The following is a 15,120-nucleotide window of genomic DNA, read 5'->3' as shown; positions in this document are numbered from 1 at the left end:
GTTCAGCCAACGGCCTAGTCGACGAGGCAGAAGTGGTTGCCTTCGGGGTCGGCCATGACCGTGTAGCCGTCGGCTTCGCGCAGCACGGCGGCGCCGAGGCCGATGAGCCGGTTGCGCTCGGCCGGCCGATCACCCACTTTCACATCGAGATGGATACGGCCCTGGACGCGGCCGCGCTCGATCTCGTGGAAGCAGAGCGTCGGGCCGGGGCCATCGACCATCACCACCGGATCGGTTTCGGGGGTGAGGCCCAGCCCGGCGAGCCGGGCGATCTCCTCGTCGTCATAGGGGCGCACCGCATAGCCCTCGATCACTGCCGCCCAGAAGCGGGCCAAGGGCGCGGCCCGGCTGCAATCGAAGACGATCTCCTTCAGCGTGCCGCTCATTTCAGCGCCTCATCGAAATCGGCGATGATCGCCTCGGCGTCCTCGATACCGACCGACACGCGGAAGACGCCGTCGCCGGCCCAGTCGCGATAGGTGCGCTCGTCGGCAAGGGCGAAGGAGGCGCGCAGGATATCCTCGGTCGGGATGTAGAAGCAGAGCGACTTGGTCTTGCCCAGCGACACGGCGTAGCTCACGAGCTTCAGCCGTTCGGCCAGTTGCCGGGCCATGCCGGCGCTGTCGGAGTTGACCGAAAAGCTCAGCAGCCCGGAGAAGTTGCGCATCTGCCGGCGGGCCAGCTCGGCCTGCTCGTGGCTGGCGAGCCCGGGCCACAGCACGCGCCGCACTTTCGGGTGCCGCTCCAGCCATTCCGCCACCATCAGGGCGTTGGCCTGGTGCTTTTCCATCCTGAGGCCCAGCGTCTCGATCCCGCGCAGGATCAGGTAGGCCGAGAATGGCGACAGCACCGCCCCGTGGTGGATCAGCACATCCTTGCGCAGCGCGGCGATGGCGTCGGCGCGACCGATCACCGCCCCGCCCAGCGCGTCGCCGTGGCCGCAGAGGTATTTGGTCAGCGAGTGGCAGACATAATCGGCGCCGAGCGCGAGCGGGTTGGTGCCGACCGGCGTCGCAATAGTCGAATCCACCGACAGCTCGGCCCCGCCGGCATGGGCGATGGCGGCGACCGCGGCGATATCGGTGAGCTTGAGGATCGGGTTGGCCGGGGTCTCGATATGCACCAGCCGGGTGTTGGGCCGCAGTGCTGCCGCGACATTGTCGGGGTTGGAGCTGTCGGCGAACGACACCTCCACCCCCTGCCGCGGCAAGGCGTGCCGGGCATATTCGGCGACCCCGGCATAGCAGACGTCGGAGAGCACCAGGTGGTCGCCTGCCTTGAGCAGGCCGGTAAACAACCCTGATATTGCCGCCATGCCCGAGCCGAAGCTCAGCGCCGCCTCGCCGCCCTCGAGCAGCGCCAGGCGCTTTTCCAGGAGCTCCAGCGTCGGGTTGCTCCAGCGAGTGTAGAAATGCGGTGCGTCCGCTTGGAGGTCCGAAGCGGAAAAGCCCACCGCATCGGGGTGGGTGAAATAGGTGGTCGACAGCACCGGCGCCGGCGCCAGCGGCTCGCCGACGACCCGGGCGCCATCGCCGCCATGCAGGGCCAGAGTGTAGAGGTGGTTGGTCATGGTGGTTTCTCCGAGCAGGGAACGTGCCTCAATCCGGCGCGTGGGGCCACCCCCACGGTGGGGGTGGCAGGGCGGGCCGGCCCCCTGCGCTTTTGCACTCCACCCCACTTCGGTGTATTCAGCCGGCCATGACCGAGCACACGCCCAAGAAGCTGTTCATCAAGACCTACGGGTGCCAGATGAACGTCTACGATTCCGACCGCATGGCGGATGCCCTGGCGCCGCACGGCTATGAGCCGGTGCAGGTGATGGAAGACGCCGATCTCGTGGTGCTCAACACCTGCCATATCCGCGAAAAGGCCTCGGAGAAGGTGTTCTCGGAGCTGGGGCGGCTGCGCGACCTGCGCGAGGAGCGGCGCGCCAATGGCCAGGACCTGATGATCGGTGTCGCCGGGTGCGTCGCGCAGGCCGAGGGCGACGAGATCGTCCGCCGGGCGCCGGCCGTCGACCTGGTGTTCGGCCCGCAATCCTACCACCGCCTGCCCGAGCTGATCGCCCGCGCCCACAATGGCGCGAAGGTCGTCGACACCGACTTCCCCGAGGAGGACAAGTTCGAGCACCTGCCGGCGGCAAAGAAGGAGGTCACCCTCGCCCGCGGCCTCACCGCCTTCCTCACGGTGCAGGAAGGCTGCGACAAGTTCTGTTCGTTCTGCGTCGTGCCCTATACCCGCGGCAGTGAGGTGTCGCGCCCGGTCGAGCAGGTGCTGCGCGAAGCCCGCAACCTCGCCGAAGCCGGGGTGCGTGAGCTCACGCTGCTGGGCCAGAACGTCAACGCCTATCACGGCCTCGATGTCCGCGGCCGCAGCGTCGGCCTGGGTGAGCTTTGCGCCCGGCTGGCCGAAATCCCCGGCATTGCCCGCATCCGCTACACCACCTCGCATCCGCTCGACATGACCGACGAGCTGCTCGAGGCGCATCGCGATCTCGACGCCCTGATGCCCTATCTGCATCTGCCGATCCAGGCCGGCTCCGACCGCATCCTCAAGGCGATGAACCGCCGCCACACCCGCGCCGAGTACATGCGGGTGATCGAGCGCATCATGGCGGCCCGCCCGGACATGGCGCTGTCGGGCGATTTCATCGTCGGCTTCCCCGGCGAATCCGATGCCGATTTCGAACAGACCCTGCAGGTGGTCAAGGATGTCGGCTACGCCTCGGCCTACACCTTCAAATACTCGATCCGCCCCGGCACACCTGGTGCGAGCATGGACGACCAGGTTGCCGAAGCGAACAAGACCGAGCGCCTGCAGCGGCTCAATGACCAGATCAACGCCCAGATGCACGCCTTCCATCGCTCGGTGGTCGGCCGCACCCTGCCGGTGCTGATCGAGAAAGCCGGCCGGCAGCCCGGCCAGATCGGCGGCCGCTCGCCGTACCTCCAGGCCGTGCATATGGATGGCCCGACCCGGCTGATCGGCCAGATCATTCCGGTCGAGATCGTTGAAGCCCGGAATAATTCCCTCATCGGCAAGATTGTCACAGTCGCGGAACCGAATCCTGCTAGCGTTATTGAGTCTCAAGCCATCGCGGCCCATATCTGAGGCCGCACTGTCGGAGCCTGGTCAGGAAAAGTTGCAGACTTTTCCGGTTCGACCGGGCGACCATCAAAGTGGAGCCCCAGAGATTTGAGCAGGCATTTGCCCCCGTCTACCGACCACGGCCCGTCCTCCCAGCTTGAACTCGCCTTCGAAGACAACAAGCTCGCCGCGCAACTCTACGGCGATTTCGACCAGCACCTGGCTTTGATCGAACAGCGATTGTCCGTGCAGGCGACCCCGCGCGGCAACCATGTGATGCTGAAGGGCGGCGCCACTTCCGTCGACCAGGCGCGCCGTGTCCTCGAGTCGCTCTACGAGCAGCTCGAAGAGGGCCAGCAGATCGAGGTGTCGACCGTCGACGGCGTCATCCGCATGATCGAGACCGAGGACAGCCAGCTGACGCTGCCCACGCTCGAGAAGAAGGGCAGGGTGCGCATGGCGCAGATCGCGACCCGCAAGGCCACCATCGTCGCCCGCACCCCGGCGCAGGACGCCTATATGCGCGCCATGGACCGGAGCGAACTGGTGTTCGGCGTCGGCCCGGCCGGTACCGGCAAGACCTATCTCGCCGTCGCCCACGCTGCGACGCTGCTGGAACGCGGCGACATCAACCGCATCATCCTTTCCCGTCCCGCGGTCGAAGCCGGCGAGCGCCTCGGGTTCCTGCCCGGCGACATGAAGGACAAGGTCGATCCCTACCTTCGCCCGCTCTATGACGCGCTTTACGACATGATGCGCCCCGAGCATGTGGAACGCTGCATCACCTCCGGCATCATCGAGGTGGCGCCGCTCGCCTTCATGCGCGGCCGCACCCTTGCCAATGCCGTGGTGATCCTCGACGAAGCGCAGAACACCACCTCGATGCAGATGAAGATGTTCCTGACCCGGCTGGGCGAGAACAGCAAGATGATCGTCACGGGCGATCCGACCCAGGTCGACCTGCCGCGAGGCGAGAAATCCGGGCTGATCGAGGCCGTGCATCTGCTCGATGGGGTCGAGGGCGTGCATATCTCGCGCTTCAACGACAAGGACGTGGTACGTCACGCGCTGGTGGGCCGGATCGTTCGCGCCTACGAGGCCGATACCGCGCGCCGGCTGGCCGAGAACAATACGAAGGCCTGATGCAAGCCCCATTATCAATCGCCTTCGCGGTCAACGCGGAGGGCTGGCCCGACGCCCTCGAGGCCGTGGCCGAAACTGCGATTCGGCAAGCGCTGAAACAGTCGGAAGCCGAGGTGACCGGCGTCACCGAGGTATCGGTTGTCCTGACCGATGATGCCGAGCAGCGTGAGCTCAACCGGCAATGGCGCGGCTTCGACAAATCCACCAACGTCCTGAGCTTCCCGCAGATCGAGCCGTTCGCGCCGGTTTCGGGACTGCTTGGCGACATCACGCTGGCGCGCGAGACGGTGGAGAAGGAAGCCGAGGAGATGGGCATCGCTTTCGAGGCCCATTTCACTCACCTCGTGGTGCACGGCTTTCTGCACCTGTTGGGCTACGACCATATCGAGGAAGAGGACGCCGAGGAGATGGAGGGACTCGAAACCGAGATCCTCGCGAGCCTCGGCATTGCCGATCCCTACGCCGATAGCTAAATTACACCCTCCGATGAATTGAAGGCCGCACGCGGCCATACCCGATGAACGACTCCGACAGTCCGTCCGCGCCGCCCAAGAAACCGGCGCAAACCAAGTCCAACAACGAGCCTCCTTCTAGTCCCGCCCCCACGGCCACGTGGGGGCAGAAGCTCTGGAACCGCCTGCGCGGCCTCATCGCCATGCGCACAGTGTCGCTGCGCGACGACCTCGAAGTGGCGCTCGAGAGCGAGAACAACGGCGGCACCGCCGATTTCACCCAGTCCGAACGCACGATTCTGAAGAACGTGCTCGACCTTGCCGAAAAGCGGGTCGAGGACGTGATGATCCCGCGCGCCGACATCGAGGCGATCGAAACCTCAGAGACGCTCGGCGTGCTGGTTACCCGCTTCCGGCAGGTCGGCCATTCGCGCATGCCGGTCTATGCCGACAGCCTCGACAACATTATCGGCTTCATCCACGTCAAGGATGCGCTGCGCCGGATCACCGAGCCAGTGACCGACCCCGAAGCCAGTGTGCCGGTCAAACTCGTCTCGACGCCGCTCCGTTCGAGACTCGAAAAGCTCGACCTGGTGCGCCAGGTGCTGTTCGTGCCGCCGCTGATGCCGGTGGGCGACCTGTTGCAGCAGATGCAGCTGAAACGCGTGCACATGGCCGTGGTCATCGACGAATATGGCGGCACCGACGGCCTCGTCACCATCGAGGACCTGCTAGAGGCCGTGGTCGGCGAGATCGAGGACGAGCACGACGACGACGTGGCGCTGGTCCGCAAGGTCAACTCCAACGTCTTCATCGCCTCGGCCCGTGCCGAGCTCGAGGAAGTGCGGGAGGTGATCGGCCCCGATTTCGACCCCGGCAGCCATGCCGACGAAGTCGACACGCTGGGCGGTCTGGTGTTCGAACTGGCCGGCCACGTCCCCGCCAAGGGCGAGCACGTCAACGGCATCAAGGGGTTCGAGTTCGAAATCCTGCAAGCCGACAGCCGCCAGGTCAAACGGGTCAAGATCAAGCGGCTGAAGCAGCCCAAACCTCGGCCGCCGAAGCCACCGGTGGCGAAGGCGCCGGAGGATACCCAGGCGCCGGCGGCGGAGTAGACGTCGCCTGGACCCACGGGGGGCGAATGGGTAGCGACGGTGGATACAGACCACAGTGCTATCCCCACCTACGGTTGTCATCCCAGCGAAAGCTGGGACCCAACTCTCCTTCGGCGCGGGCTGTGAAATGGGTCCCAGCTTTCGCTGGGATGACATCCGGTGGGTGGGTCAACGGCCGAGCCACCCGGCCCCTCGTGAGTCGATCCGGCCGTGCTCCCAATCAAGCCCGCACCAGGTTCCCCACCACGATCTCGCGCCAGATGCGAGCCGGAGTGACCCAGCGGTCAAACAGGTTGTAGTCACCGGCATTGATGACGCAGGCGATGCCGGCTTCCGGGGCCAGCCAGAGCCGCTGGCCGCCATTGCCGAAGGCGCCGACCCAGCGGACCGGCTTGTCGTAGCCGGGCGCCGGGGCCTCGTGGATGTACCAGAGGCGGCCGTAGCCGAGCCCATCCCAGGTCTGGATTGCCGGCGTCCACGACGCCTCGATCCACGCCTCGGGCACCACCTGCCGCCCCTCGTGGCGACCGCCATCGACCAGCATGGCGCCGATCCGTAGCAGATCCGGCGCCGTGAGGCGCAGGCCGGAGGCGGGTGACGCCACGCCGTCGCTCCCCGCCAACCAGTACAAATCGGTGATGCCGAGCGGCGCAAACAGCGCCTCGCGGGCGAAATCGGGGAGCTTCTGTCCGGAGCCGCGCTCGATCAGCGCGCCGATCAGCGCCACGGCGCCGCCTGAATAGACCCACTTCTCGCCGGGTGCGCCGATGATCGGCCGATCGAGGATGAAGCGGTAGCGATCCGGCGCCATTTCCATGGCGATCTCGGAATTGGTCGGGTCGGTATAGGGTTTGTTCTCATCCCACTCCATGCCCATGGTCATGTTGAGGGTATGCGCCACCGTGATCTTTCGCCGCTCCGGGTCGGCGGCAAGATCGGGGTATTCGGGGAAGCTGTCGATCACCGGCGCATCGAGCGCCGGCACCAGGCCGCGCTCGAGCGCAATGCCGTAGAGCAACCCGACAATGCTCTTGGTCACTGAACGCAGGTCGTGCAGCACCTCTGGCCCGAACTGCACGCGGCCCAATGAATCGCCCCAGCTTTCGTCCTCACCCTCGAAATACTGCTCGAGCACCAGCTTGCCGGCGCGGCTCACCAGCAGGGCGTGGATGGGCAGCAGCAGTCCCGATTCGAAGCCCGCCGCCAGCTTCCGCTCGAGGTTGGCGGCAAAGCCCGCCGCTTCGGGCGTTGCTCTGTTCCAGTTGGTCACCGTCGTCTCCTCTTTGTTCTCTGGGCTGCAATGCTGGGGCACGACCGGGGAGGTCGCTTGATCACGGTTGCGCCAGGTTTGGGCGCCGTAGCGCTGCCGGCTTGACCCGGCGCGCCCACCTCGCGACCTTGCCACATGCCCTGTGATTCGAGCGCCGCATGACCTGGCTGGCCGAGACCGTGATGCTGAGCCATGGCTGGCGACGCTTGCTGATTGTGCTGGCGGCCGGCGCGATCGCCGCAGGCTCAGCCCCGCCGTTTTTCCTGCTGCCGGCCTTGTTCCTCACCCTCCCCGTCTGGGTCTGGGCGCTCGATGGCGCCGAACACCGGCGGGGCTGGCGCCGGCTGGTCGGCCCGGCCTTCCAGATCGGCTTCGGCTTCGGGATCGGCTATTTCACCGTGGCGCTGCACTGGCTCGGCGCGGCGTTCCTGCAGGAAGGCGGCTTCTTCCTCGTCTTGATGCCGTTCGCCATTGTCGGGCTCGCAGCAATCCTCGCCATCTTCTGGGGGCTGGGCAGCGCCCTGGCGCACCTCTTCTGGTCGGCTGGCGCCTTCCGGATCGTCACCCTTGCCAGCTTCCTGGCACTGGCCGAATGGGGGCGCGGGCACCTGTTCACCGGCTTCCCGTTCGACCTGCTCGGCTATGCGCTGACTGCCAATGACGAGATGCTGCAACTCGCCTCGGTGGTCGGCAGCTATGGCCTCACCTTCATCGCGGCGTTGATCGCCATGACCCCGGCGCTGATCTGGCCGGCCGACCAGCGCGGACTGGTGCGCCGACTGATCCCGATCTTTCTCGCCATCGCGGTGATCGCGGCGCAGGTCGCCTATGGCAATTGGCGGCTCACCAGCACCACCCTCACCGCGCGCACCGACATGAAGGTGCGCATGGTGCAGCCGATGATCCTCGAGCACGCCGACTGGTCGGTGGCGGATCCCGACGCGATCATCAACCAGCTGATCAGCCTGTCGGAAAGCAAGCTGACGCCCGCCGATCCAGGCCTCAGCGGCATCACTCACCTGGTGTGGCCGGAATCGGTGTTCCCATTCTTTCTCACCAACTACCCCGACGGCATCGCGCGCATTGCCCGCATGCTGCCCGACACGACGCTGCTGCTCACCGGCGCGCCGCGCGAGCCGCTCGGCGACGACGGCCTGCCGATCCCCGACAACCCGGGTTACAACTCCATCCTCGCCATCAACTCCAATGGTGAGGTGGTGGCGAGCTACGACAAGTCGCACCTGGTGCCGTTCGGCGAGTACCTGCCGTTCCGGAGTTTCTGGCGGCTGTTCGGCATCAACCAGTTCGTGCCGGGGACCAATGGCTGGGCCGCCGGCGACGGCCGCCGGCTGATGACGCCGCCCGGTACGCCGCCCTTCCTGGCGCTGGTCTGTTACGAGGCAGTGTTTCCCGGCGATATCGGCGACCCGACGGGGGCGCAGTTCATTCTCAACGTCACCAACGATGCCTGGTTCATGGGCTCGGTCGGCCCGGCGCAGCATGCCCACCATGCCAGGATGCGGGCGGTCGAGACCGGGCTGCCGCTGCTGCGCGCCGCCAATACCGGGGTGACGCTCAGCGTCGATCCGCTCGGCAGGGTAGTGGCGCAACTGGCCGAGGAACAGGTGGGAGTGCTCGACGTGGTGCCCTCCGAACCGGTGCCCGGCGGCACGCTGTTCAACCGGCTGGGCGATCTGCCGTTCTGGGCGGCGGTCGTCCTCGGCATCCTCGGCTCGCTCATTGCGTCCCGGCGCCCGCGTCGCATCGCATGAATTTTCTGCAACAGCGCCCCAGCGGGACATAAAGCTTCCTTTATATGGCTTGACCGCGCGGTCCCCGAGTGGCAAAACACCGCTCAACTGTGCGATTTTCGCACTTTTTGACCATTTTTCGGGGGTTTCGCCTTGGCTCGGTCTTCCTATCTCTTCACCTCGGAGTCGGTTTCAGAGGGGCATCCGGACAAGGTTTGCGACCGGATTTCCGACGAGATCGTCGATCTGGTGTTCCGTGAAGCCAAGAAGGCCGGCATGGATCCGGCCAAGGTGCGCATCGCCTGCGAGACGCTGGCCACCACCAACCGCGTGATCATCGCCGGTGAAGTGCGTGTGCCCGAGACGCTGCTCAAGAAGGGCAAGGACGGCAAGGTGCTGCTCGACCCCGCCGGCCATCCGGTGGTCAATCCGGCCAAATTCAAGTCGACCGCCCGCAAGGCGATCAAGGCGATCGGCTACGAGCAGTCCGGCTTCCACTGGAAGACCGCCAAGATCGACGTGCTGCTGCACGGCCAGTCGGCCGATATCGCGCGGGGCGTTGACGAAACGGGCAACAAGGATGTCGGCGCCGGCGACCAGGGCATCATGTTCGGCTATGCCAGCCGCGAGACCCCGGAGCTGCTGCCAGCTCCGATCTACTATGCCCACAAGATCCTCGAGGCGCTGACCATCGCGCGCAAGGCCGGCGAAGGCGCCGCGATCAAGCTCGGCCCCGATGCCAAGAGCCAGGTCACCATCCGCTACGAGAACGGCAAGCCGGTCGCCGTCACCCAGATCGTCGTGTCGACCCAGCATGTCGATGCGAGCCTCTCGTCCGAGGACGTGCGCAAGATCGTCGAGCCCTATGTCCGCGCCTCGCTGCCCGAGGGCTGGATCTCCGAGGATACCGTCTGGCACGTCAACCCGACCGGCAAGTTCGTGGTCGGCGGCCCCGATGGCGACGCCGGCCTGACTGGCCGCAAGATCATCGTCGACACCTATGGTGGCGCGGCCCCGCATGGCGGCGGCGCCTTCTCGGGCAAGGATCCGACCAAGGTCGACCGCTCGGCCGCCTATGCGGCGCGCTACCTCGCCAAGAACGTTGTCGCTGCCGGCCTCGCCGACCGCGCCACCATCCAGTTGAGCTACGCCATCGGCGTCGCCAAACCGTTGTCGATCTATGTCGACCTGCACGGCACCGGCAAGGTGGCCGAGGACAAGCTGGAGACCGTGCTGGGCGAGGTGTTCGACCTCTCGCCGCGGGGCATCCGCACCCATCTCGACCTCAACAAGCCGATCTACGCAAAAACCTCGGCCTATGGCCATTTCGGCCGCAAGCCGGGCCGTGACGGCTCGTTCAGCTGGGAAAAGACCGACCTGGTCCCGGCGCTCAAGGCGGCGGTCAAGGCGGCCGCCTGAGGTTTTCGCCCCCATCGCAGGTTCCTGCAGATCAACCAAGTCATCCCCGCGAAAGCGGGGATCTCTGTTTTTGGCAGCCGGGGCCGGAACGCCGTGCTAGTGGACCCCATGACCTCCAAACCCCACCATCCCCTCAATGTCGATGGCGAGCCGCGGGCCTTTTTCGGCCGCCGCTCCGGCAAGCGCCTGCACAAGGGGCAGGACCAGCTGTTCAAGGAGTTGTTGCCGCAGCTGGAGATCGCGCTCGGCGATGACATGCTCGATCCGGCGACGCTGTTTCCGGGATCGACACGGCGCGAGATCGAGATCGGCTATGGCGGGGGCGAACACCTGTCGCTCGAAGCCAGCCGCCATCTTGATACCGGCTATATCGGCTGCGAGGTATTTTCCGGCGGCATCGCCAAGCTGCTGCAGCAGATCGACGAGGAGGAGCTCGGCAATATCCGGCTCTACACCGACGATGCGCTGAAACTGCTGCAGAAGCTGCCCGGCGCCAGCCTCGACGGCGCCTTCTTGCTCTATCCCGATCCTTGGCCGAAGACGCGGCACCACAAGCGCCGCTTCATCTCGCCACTGACCCTCAGCGAGCTCGGGCGGACGCTGAAGCCCGGGGCGCCGTTTCGTTTCGCCACCGACATCGAGGATTACGCGAACTGGACGCTGGCGCACATTCTGCGCTCGCCGGATTTCGTTTTCGCGCCGGAACGACCGCGAGTCTGGCACGAACCTTACGCCGGCTGGGAGCCGACACGATACGAGGAAAAAGCCCGCGCTGCCGGCCGGAACATCAGCTTCTACCTGAGCTTTCTGCGCCGCTAGAACGCCGCAGGGCCCGCCGCACTTACCGCAAGTTAACGGAACGTTCAGGCAACCGGCCATGGAAATCTGGCCGCTGCCTCTGGAAAACGCCGCCTCGTGAACGATATGCGACCATGGGGATCTCGTGCCATCCGGTAACGGCTGGCCAGTATTGTGCGTGGAGTTGGCGTATGCGTCAGCAGAACCGTTCGCCCGTCAACCAGGCCGTGATCGAGGAACTTTTGACCACTCGAAACAGCAAGTGGACGCTGACTGTCGTGCTGCATCTAAGGCATGACACGCTGCGTTTTTCCGAGCTGCAGCGTGAGATCGGCACCATTTCGCAGAAGGCACTGACCTCGAGCCTCAGGGCGCTGGAGCGCGATGGCTTCGTCAGCCGCACCAGCTATGCGACGATTCCGCCGCGGGTCGATTATGCGCTCACCGAACTCGGCGCCGAGGCGTTGAAGGCCTTCGAAGCCTTCGAGGCTTTTGCGGCGCGCCACTGGCATCGGGTGCTGGAGGCGCGGCAGCTGTTCGACGCCCGTGACGCCGACCAGCTCGAGCCTCCGGTGCTGCGGATCAGCACCGGCCGTTGATCCCGCGGTCTTGGCTTTTGTCGCGCCTTCGAGGGGGAAAAGTCTCACAACTTTCCTGAAGGCGCTCCGCCCCGGGATCAGCGAGCCGGCAGGCACGTAGCCCGCCGGCTCGGGGGATCGTCATCAGTCGAAGAAGTTATCGACGAGCAGCGACTCGTTGTAGTTCGGGCCGGTCTTGGCACCGGTATCAACCTTGCTCAGCACGCGGGTATTGCCGCCCACCGAAGCCTTCACCGGGCTCAGCGTATCCTTGTAGAAGTACTCGAACTTCGAGGAACCGTCGGCCTGCTTGACCACGGCGCGGATGACGTTGTCGGTGTTCTCGTACACGTCGGTGGCCGCAACGCCCTTCTGGTTCAGCTGGGTGAGCAGGAAATCGCTGTCGAAGCTGGAATCTTCAGAGGCCGCAAAAGCGGGAACCGAGAGACCACCGACAACGAGGAGAGCGGCAAGGCCAAGAGCAGAAGTTTTCATTTTCATGTCCCTTTCGTTTTCTGGACAACAGGGAGATCGGACTCCGTCGGCCAACTCGCAAGGCACTAAATCAGCACTTGTGGCCCTTGAAATTCGATAATGCGTGCAGAGGGTTACACGAGGGAATGCCACCATCTTGTGAGAAACCCACCTCCCTTGAGGGGGGTTGGTTGCCTAAAGGAAACCATTGGTGGAAGCTGGCTTTGAGGATGATTTTGCGCGTGGATTGACCATGGTTTGATGGGAACCGGCGGCGCATTTTCAGCGTCTCAGAGCGACAAGGAGACGTGTCGTGCAGCAAACCGTTAGAATCCTGAATATTCAGCAAGTGACGCATAATGTGCGCCGCTACGTGCTGGAAAAGCCTGACGGCTACCGGTTCGAACCGGGCCAGGCCACCGAACTGTCGCTCGACGAGGACGGCTGGCGCGACAAGAAGCACCCCTTCACCTTCACCGCGCTCAACGACTGGGACTATCTCGAGTTCACCATCAAGAGCTATTTCAACACCGGCGGCGACGGCATGACCGAGCGGCTGTTCGGTTACGGTCCCGGCCAGAAGCTGGTGCTGCGCGACCCCTGGGGCACCATCACCTATAAGGGGCCGGGCACCTTCATTGCCGGCGGCGCCGGGGTCACGCCGTTCATCGCCATCCTCAGGCAGCTCCACCACGACGGCAAACTCGCCGGCCACCGGCTGATCGCCTCCAACCGCAAGGCCGAGGACATCATCCTGCGCGATGAGTTCGAAGCGATGGAAGGACTCGAGGTCACCTGGACGGTCACCGACGAACCAGATGCCACGGGGGTACTGCACGAGCGGATCGACGAGGCGTTCCTCAGGCGCCACGTGCACGACATCGGCCAGAACTTCTACCTGTGCGGTCCGGATCCGATGGTTGCCGACCTCAAGGCGGCGCTGGGCGGGCTCGGCGCCGCGGCGGAAGCGCTGACCTGGGAGAAGCCCTGAGGCACCTGGCCTCAGCACCGATAGGCTGGTGCGTTTCGGTTAGGAGCTCCCCGGGGCTATGACCATCCCTCGCGGCTTACTCGGCCGCCTGCGGTTCTGTCTCTGCCGGGAGGCGGCTGCCGCGACCGGCGAGGGTCCGCTGGCCCAGCAGCACCGTGAGCAATGCCAGGGCACCCGCTATGACCGAGACGACGAAGCCGTTGCCGGCGCCGTAGGTATCCACCACCCAGCCGGTGACGAACGAGCCCAGCGCCATGCCGATGCCGATGCCTGTCATCACCCAGGTTATGCCTTCGGTCAGCATCGCCGCCGGCACCCGGCGCTCGATCAGGCCGAAGGCAGTGATAAAGGTGGGCGAGATGGCGACGCCGCTGGCGAACACGGCGAGGGCCAGCATCGGCACGTTGTCGACGAACAATAGCGGCCACGCAGTGACGGCGATGACGGCGAGCGCGATCGCCAGCTGCTTTTCGAGCGGCAGCCTGAGGTTGAGCGCCCCGACAAGCAAGCCGACGACGAACGAGCCGACGGCATAGACGCCGATGACCAGACTCGCCGCGCCGGGCTCACCCAGCTCTTCGGTGATCGCCACCGCACTCACTTCAGCCGTGGCGAAGATCGCGCCGACGAAGATCAAGGCCAGGGTGATGATCTGCACCGGCCGCTGCCGGATGGCGGACTGCCCGCCGCCCGCCATGGCGCCGCTGGGCTTGGGCTCGGTGCGGCGCTGCGCGATGAAGGCCAGCCCGCCCAACGCCAGGAACAGTGTGCTGGCGAGCAGCCCTGCCTCGGGGAACAGCGCCACGGCGAGGCCCACCGACAGCGATGCGCCGGCGATATAGACCAGCTCATCGGCCGAGGATTCGAACGCGAAGGCCGTGTTGAGTTCCGGCCGGTCACGGAACAGTTCGCTCCAGCGGGCCCTTATCATCGCCGGAAAGCTCGGCATCAGCGCCGCGGCGAGCGCGGCCGCGAACAGCGTCCAGATCGGCCAATCCTGATAGGCCGCCAGCATCAGCACAATGAAGGCAGCCACGGCGATCAGCGTCGTCGGGATCAGCACGCGCGACTGGCCCAGCCGGTCGACGACCCGCGAAATCTGCGGGGCGAACAGGGCATTGGCCAGCGCATAGGTGGCAGAGACGGCGCCGGCGAGCCAGAACTCGCCATGGGTCTGCGACAGCATGGCAACGATGCCGATGGGCGCCATCGCCATCGGCATGCGGGCGACGAAACCGGCGGTGGCAAAGCCCTTGGCGCCGGGAGCCCGGAAGATCTCTGCATATGGATTCGGCATGACGATCCCTCGACATTTCGGGCGCCGCGAACTAGATGATTTACATACGCAGCGTATGCAAAACATCTATTCACATACGCAACGTATGTCAATTCACATCCGTGACGTATGTGAGATAGATCGAGCATGGCGCAGAGAACCCGCAGTGAAATGATCGCCGAAACCCGCGCCAAGCTGATGGCCGCCGGCCGCAAGGCCTTTGCCGAGCTCGGCTATGCCGAGGCCTCGATGGATCACTTCACCTCTGATGTCGGGCTGACGCGCGGGGCGCTCTACCACCATTTCGGCGACAAGCGCGGGCTGTTCGAGGCGGTGGTCAGCGAGATCGACGGCGAGATGACGGCGCGGCTCAAGGCACGGGCCGCCAAGGCGCCGAACGCCTGGGAGAGTTTCGTCGAGGAGGGCATCGGCTATATCGAGATGGCGCTCGAGCCCGAGATCCAGCGCATCATGCTGCGCGATGGTCCGGCGGTGCTCGGCGACCCATCGTCCTGGCCGAGCGCCAATGGCTGCATCACGGCGATGAAGCACAGCCTCGAGAGGCTGCTCGAAAGCAGTGTGATCGCGGAGGTGGACTGCGAAGCCACCGCCCGGATGATCACCGGGGCCTCCTGCTATGCGGCACAATGGATCGCCAATGCCGACGACCCGGTCGGCATCTCGCGCCGCGCCACCGCCGCCTATCGGCGTCTTGTCGAAGGCCTGCTGCGCCACGCGCCGGTCCGCCATTGACGGTGCTGGTCGA

15 protein-coding genes are annotated in these 15,120 nt (G+C 65.4%); 10 read left to right on the top strand and 5 right to left on the bottom strand.

What is annotated here, in order from left to right; genetic code table 11:
• Positions 1-14: 14 nt before the first annotated feature.
• Both AC1ROK_RS02465 and AC1ROK_RS02460 read right to left on the bottom strand, forming a co-directional pair.
• Entirely contained in the window at positions 15-386 is a 372-nt protein-coding gene (locus AC1ROK_RS02465) for a VOC family protein (protein ID WP_492843486.1), read from the bottom strand.
• On the bottom strand, positions 383-1,570 hold the full coding sequence (locus AC1ROK_RS02460) for a trans-sulfuration enzyme family protein (RefSeq protein WP_492843484.1): 1,188 nt from the start codon (positions 1,568-1,570) through the stop codon (positions 383-385). Before AC1ROK_RS02460 ends, AC1ROK_RS02465 begins: the two co-directional genes overlap by 4 nt.
• Before the next feature lie 128 nt (positions 1,571-1,698).
• On the opposite strand from AC1ROK_RS02460, the gene miaB reads away from it, so the two are divergent.
• From miaB to AC1ROK_RS02440, 4 genes are all read left to right on the top strand, one after another.
• Positions 1,699-3,111, top strand: coding sequence for a tRNA (N6-isopentenyl adenosine(37)-C2)-methylthiotransferase MiaB (miaB, locus tag AC1ROK_RS02455; protein WP_492843482.1), 1,413 nt, complete (start codon positions 1,699-1,701; stop codon positions 3,109-3,111).
• A 96-nt stretch (positions 3,112-3,207) separates the two neighbouring features.
• Complete coding sequence (locus tag AC1ROK_RS02450) at positions 3,208-4,230, top strand: PhoH family protein (protein ID WP_326867324.1); 1,023 nt, start codon at positions 3,208-3,210, stop codon at positions 4,228-4,230.
• Positions 4,230-4,703 (top strand): rRNA maturation RNase YbeY, encoded by a 474-nt coding sequence (ybeY, locus tag AC1ROK_RS02445; RefSeq protein WP_492843480.1) that lies wholly within the window; start codon positions 4,230-4,232, stop codon positions 4,701-4,703. The genes AC1ROK_RS02450 and ybeY overlap by 1 nt, the downstream gene beginning before the upstream one ends.
• Before the next feature lie 44 nt (positions 4,704-4,747).
• Positions 4,748-5,797, top strand: a complete 1,050-nt coding sequence (locus tag AC1ROK_RS02440) for a hemolysin family protein (protein WP_492843478.1) — start codon at positions 4,748-4,750, stop codon at positions 5,795-5,797.
• A gap of 220 nt (positions 5,798-6,017) precedes the next feature.
• On the opposite strand, the gene AC1ROK_RS02435 is transcribed toward AC1ROK_RS02440, so the two are convergent.
• Entirely contained in the window at positions 6,018-7,067 is a 1,050-nt protein-coding gene (locus AC1ROK_RS02435) for a serine hydrolase domain-containing protein (RefSeq protein ID WP_492843476.1), read from the bottom strand.
• A gap of 158 nt (positions 7,068-7,225) precedes the next feature.
• On the opposite strand from AC1ROK_RS02435, the gene lnt reads away from it, so the two are divergent.
• From lnt to AC1ROK_RS02415, 4 genes are all read left to right on the top strand, one after another.
• Entirely contained in the window at positions 7,226-8,839 is a 1,614-nt protein-coding gene (lnt, locus tag AC1ROK_RS02430) for an apolipoprotein N-acyltransferase (RefSeq protein WP_492843474.1), read from the top strand.
• A 132-nt stretch (positions 8,840-8,971) separates the two neighbouring features.
• A complete protein-coding gene (metK, locus tag AC1ROK_RS02425; RefSeq protein ID WP_492843472.1) occupies positions 8,972-10,237 on the top strand; it encodes a methionine adenosyltransferase in 1,266 nt (421 codons plus the stop codon).
• A 108-nt stretch (positions 10,238-10,345) separates the two neighbouring features.
• On the top strand, positions 10,346-11,056 hold the full coding sequence (gene trmB, locus AC1ROK_RS02420) for a tRNA (guanine(46)-N(7))-methyltransferase TrmB (RefSeq protein ID WP_492843470.1): 711 nt from the start codon (positions 10,346-10,348) through the stop codon (positions 11,054-11,056).
• A gap of 170 nt (positions 11,057-11,226) precedes the next feature.
• Positions 11,227-11,634 carry a winged helix-turn-helix transcriptional regulator gene (locus AC1ROK_RS02415; protein WP_069910139.1) on the top strand — a complete coding sequence of 136 codons (408 nt, stop codon included), beginning with the start codon at positions 11,227-11,229 and terminating at the stop codon, positions 11,632-11,634.
• A 123-nt stretch (positions 11,635-11,757) separates the two neighbouring features.
• On the opposite strand, the gene AC1ROK_RS02410 is transcribed toward AC1ROK_RS02415, so the two are convergent.
• Entirely contained in the window at positions 11,758-12,108 is a 351-nt protein-coding gene (locus tag AC1ROK_RS02410; RefSeq protein WP_492843468.1) for a hypothetical protein, read from the bottom strand.
• Positions 12,109-12,436: 328 nt separating this feature from the next.
• Between AC1ROK_RS02410 and AC1ROK_RS02405 the strand changes: the two genes are divergently transcribed.
• The gene (locus AC1ROK_RS02405; RefSeq protein ID WP_492843466.1) at positions 12,437-13,078 is read left to right on the top strand and encodes a ferredoxin reductase domain-containing protein; all 642 of its coding nucleotides are present in this window, start codon (positions 12,437-12,439) and stop codon (positions 13,076-13,078) included.
• 76 nt (positions 13,079-13,154) lie between these two features.
• Here the strand turns inward: AC1ROK_RS02405 and AC1ROK_RS02400 are convergent, their stop codons facing one another.
• Positions 13,155-14,375, bottom strand: a complete 1,221-nt coding sequence (locus tag AC1ROK_RS02400) for an MFS transporter (RefSeq protein ID WP_492843464.1) — start codon at positions 14,373-14,375, stop codon at positions 13,155-13,157.
• A 126-nt stretch (positions 14,376-14,501) separates the two neighbouring features.
• Between AC1ROK_RS02400 and AC1ROK_RS02395 the strand changes: the two genes are divergently transcribed.
• Positions 14,502-15,107, top strand: a complete 606-nt coding sequence (locus AC1ROK_RS02395; RefSeq protein ID WP_492843462.1) for a TetR/AcrR family transcriptional regulator — start codon at positions 14,502-14,504, stop codon at positions 15,105-15,107.
• The last annotated feature ends 13 nt before the right edge of the window (positions 15,108-15,120 follow it).

It is taken from the genome of Devosia sp. GW821-FHT12F11, from assembly GCF_058806655.1.
This window is presented reverse-complemented; position numbering and strand designations above follow the sequence as displayed.

Excerpts from the sequence above, each read along its gene's own strand:
- AC1ROK_RS02465 (WP_492843486.1), bottom strand. The coding sequence starts at position 386 with ATGAGCGGCACGCTGAAGGAGATCGTCTTCGATTGCAGCCGGGCCGCG.
- AC1ROK_RS02460 (WP_492843484.1), bottom strand. The coding sequence starts at position 1,570 with ATGACCAACCACCTCTACACTCTGGCCCTGCATGGCGGCGATGGCGCC.
- miaB (WP_492843482.1), top strand. The coding sequence starts at position 1,699 with ATGACCGAGCACACGCCCAAGAAGCTGTTCATCAAGACCTACGGGTGC.
- ybeY (WP_492843480.1), top strand. The coding sequence starts at position 4,230 with ATGCAAGCCCCATTATCAATCGCCTTCGCGGTCAACGCGGAGGGCTGG.
- AC1ROK_RS02440 (WP_492843478.1), top strand. The coding sequence starts at position 4,748 with ATGAACGACTCCGACAGTCCGTCCGCGCCGCCCAAGAAACCGGCGCAA.
- lnt (WP_492843474.1), top strand. The coding sequence starts at position 7,226 with ATGACCTGGCTGGCCGAGACCGTGATGCTGAGCCATGGCTGGCGACGC.
- trmB (WP_492843470.1), top strand. The coding sequence starts at position 10,346 with ATGACCTCCAAACCCCACCATCCCCTCAATGTCGATGGCGAGCCGCGG.
- AC1ROK_RS02415 (WP_069910139.1), top strand. The coding sequence starts at position 11,227 with ATGCGTCAGCAGAACCGTTCGCCCGTCAACCAGGCCGTGATCGAGGAA.
- AC1ROK_RS02410 (WP_492843468.1), bottom strand. The coding sequence starts at position 12,108 with ATGAAAACTTCTGCTCTTGGCCTTGCCGCTCTCCTCGTTGTCGGTGGT.
- AC1ROK_RS02400 (WP_492843464.1), bottom strand. The coding sequence starts at position 14,375 with ATGCCGAATCCATATGCAGAGATCTTCCGGGCTCCCGGCGCCAAGGGC.
- AC1ROK_RS02395 (WP_492843462.1), top strand. The coding sequence starts at position 14,502 with ATGGCGCAGAGAACCCGCAGTGAAATGATCGCCGAAACCCGCGCCAAG.